6 protein-coding genes and 1 pseudogene are annotated in these 5312 nt (G+C 73.9%); 1 reads left to right on the forward strand and 6 read right to left on the reverse strand.

What is annotated here, in order from left to right:
- Positions 1 to 622 (reverse strand): precorrin-6y C5,15-methyltransferase (decarboxylating) subunit CbiE (cbiE, locus tag B7767_RS19505; protein WP_085573306.1); only part of this gene is annotated, 622 nt, incomplete at its 3' end.
- The gene (cobM, locus tag B7767_RS19510) at positions 619 to 1437 is read right to left on the reverse strand and encodes a precorrin-4 C(11)-methyltransferase (RefSeq protein WP_085573307.1); all 819 of its coding nucleotides are present in this window, start codon (positions 1435 to 1437) and stop codon (positions 619 to 621) included. The genes cobM and cbiE, both read right to left, overlap by 4 nt.
- 95 nt (positions 1438 to 1532) lie before the next feature.
- Between cobM and B7767_RS19515 the strand changes: the two genes are divergently transcribed.
- A complete protein-coding gene (locus B7767_RS19515) occupies positions 1533 to 2261 on the forward strand; it encodes a ZIP family metal transporter (RefSeq protein WP_085573311.1) in 729 nt (242 codons plus the stop codon).
- Positions 2262 to 2278: 17 nt separating this feature from the next.
- Here B7767_RS19515 and cobI read toward each other — a convergent pair whose 3' ends face one another.
- The 4 genes and pseudogenes from cobI to B7767_RS19535 form a co-directional block, all read right to left on the reverse strand.
- Entirely contained in the window at positions 2279 to 3010 is a 732-nt protein-coding gene (gene cobI, locus B7767_RS19520) for a precorrin-2 C(20)-methyltransferase (RefSeq protein WP_107486192.1), read from the reverse strand.
- Positions 3007 to 4479: a cobyrinate a,c-diamide synthase gene (locus B7767_RS19525; protein WP_085573309.1), complete on the reverse strand. Its 1473-nt coding sequence runs from the start codon at positions 4477 to 4479 to the stop codon at positions 3007 to 3009. The genes cobI and B7767_RS19525 overlap by 4 nt, the downstream gene beginning before the upstream one ends.
- Positions 4473 to 5072, reverse strand: a complete 600-nt coding sequence (cobO, locus tag B7767_RS19530) for a cob(I)yrinic acid a,c-diamide adenosyltransferase (RefSeq protein ID WP_085573310.1) — start codon at positions 5070 to 5072, stop codon at positions 4473 to 4475. The genes B7767_RS19525 and cobO overlap by 7 nt, the downstream gene beginning before the upstream one ends.
- Positions 5072 to 5312 (reverse strand): annotated as a pseudogene (locus B7767_RS19535) (magnesium chelatase); the annotation flags it as partial. The gene cobO and the pseudogene B7767_RS19535, both read right to left, overlap by 1 nt.

The raw sequence follows: 5312 nt of genomic DNA on the forward strand, positions 1-5312 counted from the left end.
TCCGTACCGGCCCGAGGGCCCGCGCCTCGTCCAGGCACAGCACCACACTCACCGCCGCGCCCCAGTCCCGCCCGGCGGCCTCGGCGGGCGTCACCCGCTCCACCCGCTCCTCGGCGGAACCCAGCGAGGTGGCGACGACCAGCACGCGTCCGGTGTCCCGCAGCGCGGCCCCCAGCTCGGCCGGACCGGCCCCGGGGCCCGTCAGCACGGCGACCTTCGGATGGGCCCGGCACAGATTCACCGCCGTACGCGGATCCCGCCCGTGCGCGCTCACCACCACGGCGTCGTCCCACGTCAGCCCGGTCCGCGCGAACGCGGCGGCGACGGAGGAGACACCGGGGCGCACGTCGAGCCGCTCCGGCCCGAACCGCTCGGCCAGCGCCCGCACGATCCCGAAGAACCCGGGGTCCCCGGACGCCAGCACCACGACCGGCCGCTCCTCGGCGACGTACTTCCCGATGGTGTCGAGCGCGGGCGCCAGCGGCCCGAGCACGATCCGCTCGGCCCCCTCCGGCAGCCGCACGGCGTCCAGGTGCCGCCGCCCGCCGACCACCAGCTCCGCCCCCGCCGTCACCCGGGCGTCGACCGGCGCCCCGGCACCCGTTCCGACCACGGTGATCACGTGCTCGCACCCCGCGAACGCAACGCCCGGCGGGCCTCCGGGTCGGCCTTGCGGAAGCCGTGGAAGTGACCGGGGTGGTACAGGTGCGAGCGGGTGCCGTGCGCGTCGAGCGCCGGGCCGACCAGGAACAGCGTGTGCTTCCACAGCTTGTGCTCCTTGACCGTCTCCTCCAGCGTGCCGATCGTGCACTTCACGACCAGTTCCTCCGGCCAGGTCGCCTGGTACGCGACGACGACCGGCGTGGACGTCGGATAGCCGCCCTCCAGCAGCTCCCGCACCAGCTGCCCGCTGCGGGCGGCCGACAGGAAGACCGCCATGGTGGTGCCGTGCCGCGCGAACTCGCGGACCTCCTCACCCGGCGGCATCGGCGTCTTGCCGCCGCCGAGCCGGGTCAGCACGACGGACTGCGCCACCTCGGGAATGGTCAGCTCCCGCTGCGCGAGCGCCGCGACGGCCGAGAAGGACGACACCCCGGGCACGATCTCGGTCGCGATGCCGAGCTCCGCGCACCGGTCGACCTGCTCCTGGGTGCCGCCCCACAGCGCGGGGTCGCCGGAATGGATCCTCGCGACCTTCAGCCCGTCCGCGCGGGCCCGCTCGTAGACGGCCACGACGTCCTCCAGGGACATCGTCGCCGAGTCGAGGATCTCCGCGCCCTCACGCGCGTGCCGGAGGACCTCCTCCTGCACCAGGCTGGCGGCCCAGATCACGACATCGGCCTCGGCGATGGCACGCGCGGCACGGAACGTCAGCAGATCGGCGGCGCCGGGGCCGGCCCCGACGAAGGTCACCTTGCCGGTGGGGGCGTCGGCCATGGAAATCGGTCCTCTCTGGCGAATGGTCAAAGACGGTGGGCGGTGAGCGGCTGTCACGCGTGCGCGAACGGGCGCCGATCGGATACGAAGAACACATGGCGGTCCTCGTCGCGCTCGGCGCGTTCCTGATGACGCTGGCCGGCGGCTGGTCGGCACACCGCGTGACCGACCGCCGCCACCTGGTGCTGGGCCTGGCCGGCGGCCTGATGCTCGGGGTGGTCGGCCTCGAACTCCTCCCGGAGTCCCTGGAGGCGGCCGGCACCGAGGTGTACGGCGTCCCCGCGGCCCTGCTGCTCTTCGTCGCCGGCTTCCTCCTGGCCCACCTGGTGGAACGCCTGCTGGCCCACCGACAGGCCGCACACGGCGCCGAGGAGAGCGACGGCCGCACGCCCGAGGTGGGCCTCACGGCCGCCGCCGCGATGGTCGGCCACAGCGCCATGGACGGCGTGGCGATCGGCGCCGCCTTCCAGGTCGGCGGCGGCATGGGCGCCGCCGTCGCGGTGGCCGTGATCGCCCACGACTTCGCGGACGGCTTCAACACGTACACCCTCACGCGCGTCTACGGCAACGCCCGCCGCCGCGCGCTGATGATGCTGTTCGCGGACGCGGCGGCACCGGTGGTGGGCGCCGCCTCGACGCTCTTCCTCACCATCCCGGAACCGCTGCTCGGCGGCTACCTCGGCCTGTTCGGCGGCGCCCTGCTCTACCTCGCGGCGGCCGAGATCCTGCCCGAGGCCCATCACGAACACCCGGCCCGCTCCACCCTGCTGTGCACGATCGCGGGCGCGCTGTTCATCTGGCTGGTGGTGGGCGCCGCGCACTGAGGACGACCCGGCCCGGCTCACAACTTGCCGCCCCGCCCGCCGTCACGCCGCGGCGGCGCGATGAGCGTCGACAGATACGGCAGCGGCGCCCCGTCCAGCTCGGCGGCCGGCCGCACCGACTCCTCCGGCAGCCCGAGCGCCGACCCCCACACCGCGTCATCGATCCGCCCGGTCTCCCACAGCGCCTCGGCGACCTCACCGGCCTGCCGCCCGAACTTGTACGCGACGACGGTCCCGGGCCCGGCCAGGGCGTCCTTGAGCACGGCGGCCCCCGCGGTCACCGGAACCAGCGTGAGCGGCTCGGTCCCCTCGGTCAGCACGGCCCCGGAACGCGCCGCGAGGTCCTGCATGGCGGTGATCCCCGGAACGGTCTCGACGACGACGTCCGGCACCGCCTCCACCAGGGTCTGGGCGAGGTACGTGAACGTCGAGTACACGTTGGGGTCCCCGATGGTCGCGAAGGCGACGACCCCGTACTCCCTCAGCAGCCCGGCGACCCGCTCACCGGCGGCGTCCCAGGCCGCCTCGCGCCGCGCCCGGTCGGTCCGCTCGTTCAGCGCGAACACCACCCGGACGACCTTCCCGCCGGGCACGTAGTGCAGCACGGTCGCCTCGGCCCGCCCCCGCTCACCGCTGTCCATCACCGGTACGACGACGACGTCCGCGGCCCGCAGCGCGTTGACCCCCTTGACGGTCACCAGCTCCGGATCCCCGGGCCCGACCCCGACCCCGATCAGCCTGCTGCTCATGACGTGCGGCACCTCTCCACGAACCGACGGGCGACACCGGGCCCGGACGCCCAGTGCGTGTGCAGATAGCTCGCGTGCACACCGCGCTGTACAAAACCCTCGACACGCCGCTCGGGCGCCCGCATCCCCCAGGCGGGGGAGTCCCCGGCCCCCGGCTCGACGACGGTCCGGTGGAACTCGTGCCCCCGCATCCGCGTACCGGCGCCGGCCAGCGCGCTGTCGCCCACGGCCACGGCGTCCCGGTACCCCAGCGTCAGCCGCTCCGACATCCGCGCGGAGGCGTCCAGCACCCCGCACATGGGCAGCCCGTCCAGCTCCCGGCTCAGATACAGCAGCCCGGCACACTCGGCCGCGACGGGAGCACCGCTCAGCGCCAGCTCCGCGACGGCCTCGCGCAGCGCCTCGTTGGCGGACAGCTCGGAGGCGTACACCTCGGGAAACCCGCCCCCGATGACCAGCCCGGCCGTCCCCTCGGGCAGCTCCTCGTCCCGCAAGGGATCAAAGACGACGACCTCGGCCCCCGCGGCGGCCAGCAACTCCCCGTGCTCGGCATAGGAAAACGTGAACGCACTCCCACCGGCAACGGCAACCACCAGCCTGTCCGGCGTTCGAGGACGAGGCCCGAAGGGCCGACGGGGGTCCGGGGGCGAAGCCCCCGGGGACGATGGGGGTCCCCCCGCTCGAGCGGAGCCGGGAGTGGGGGAGGGAAGGGGCGGCGGGGGCGAAGGAACCAGGGCCTCACCCACGTCCCACGCCGCACACGCCAAGGGACCCGCACTCCGCGCCAGCGCGACCAGCGCCGGCAGATCACACCCGTCGGCCACCTGCGCGCCCATCGCGGCGACGGCCTCGACAGCCAGGGAACCCCGCTCGGCCACCGGCACCAGCCCCAGATGCCGAGCCGGCGTCTCCACCTGAGCGGCCCGCCGCAGAACCCCCAGCACAGGAACCCCCACGGATTCCAACGCCTCCCGCAACAGCCCCTCGTGCCGATCCGAGGCGACCTTGTTCAGGATCACGCCCCCGACCCGCACCTCCGGATCCCAGCTCACGAACCCGTGCACCAGCGCCGCCACCGACCGGGACTGCGACGACGCGTCGACGACCAGCACGACCGGCGCCCGCAGCAGCTTCGCCACCTGCGCGGTGGACGCCAGCTCCCCTTCCCCCGCGGCCCCGTCGTACAGCCCCATCACGCCCTCGACCACGGCGATGTCGCACCCGTCCGCCCCGTGCGCGAACAGCGGAGCGATCAGCTCGGGACCGCACAGATACGCGTCGAGGTTCCGCCCCACCCGCCCGGTGGCCAGCGAGTGGTACCCGGGATCGATGTAGTCGGGCCCCACCTTGTGCGGAGACACGGCGAACCCCCGCGCGGACAGCGCGGCCATCAACCCCGTGGCGACGGTGGTCTTGCCGCTCCCCGACGAGGGCGCGGCGATCACCAACCGCGGGACGGAGCTCACCACTCGATGCCCCTCTGCCCCTTCTGCCCGACGTCCATGGGGTGCTTCACCTTGGACATGTCGGTCACGAGGTCGGCGAACCCGACCAGCTTCTCCGGCGCGTTCCGCCCCGTGATCACCACGTGCTGGGTCCCCGGCCGCTCCCGCAGCACGGACACCACCTCGTCGGTGTCCACCCACCCCCAGTGCATCGGGTAGGCGAACTCGTCGAGCACGTACAGCCTGTACGTCTCGGCGGCGAGGTCCCGCTTGACCTGCTCCCAGCCCTCGCGGGCCTTCTCCTCGTTGTCCATCTGCTGATCGCGCTGCACCCACGACCAGCCCTCGCCCATCTTGTGCCAGTCGACGGACCCGCCCTCGCCGGAGGCGCCGAGCACCCGCAGCGCGTTCTCCTCGCCGACCTTCCACTTCGCCGACTTGACGAACTGGAACACCCCGATCGGCCACCCCTGGTTCCAGGCCCGCAGGGCGAGCCCGAACGCGGCGGTCGACTTCCCCTTGCCGATGCCCGTGTGCACGACGACCAGCGGACGGTTACGCCGCTGCCGGGTCGTCAGCCCGTCGTCCGGTACGACACTCGGCTGTCCCTTCGGCATTACGCGGCCCTCCTCTGCACGTCCTTCACCAGCCCGGCGATGCTGTCCGCCCGCAGCTCGTCCAGCGTCACGGCACTGCCGCCCAGCTCACCGGCCAGCCGCCCGGCGAGCCCCAGCCGCACCGGCCCCGACTCGCAGTCCACGACCACGGAGGCGACCCCGTCGGCGGCGAACAGCCGCGCCGCACGCGAGGCCAGCGCGACCGGCTCCGGCCCGCCCGTCGCCCGCCCGTCGGTCACC

The sequence above is a fragment of the Streptomyces sp. 13-12-16 genome (assembly GCF_002114215.1).
GTDB lineage: Bacteria > Actinomycetota > Actinomycetes > Streptomycetales > Streptomycetaceae > Streptomyces.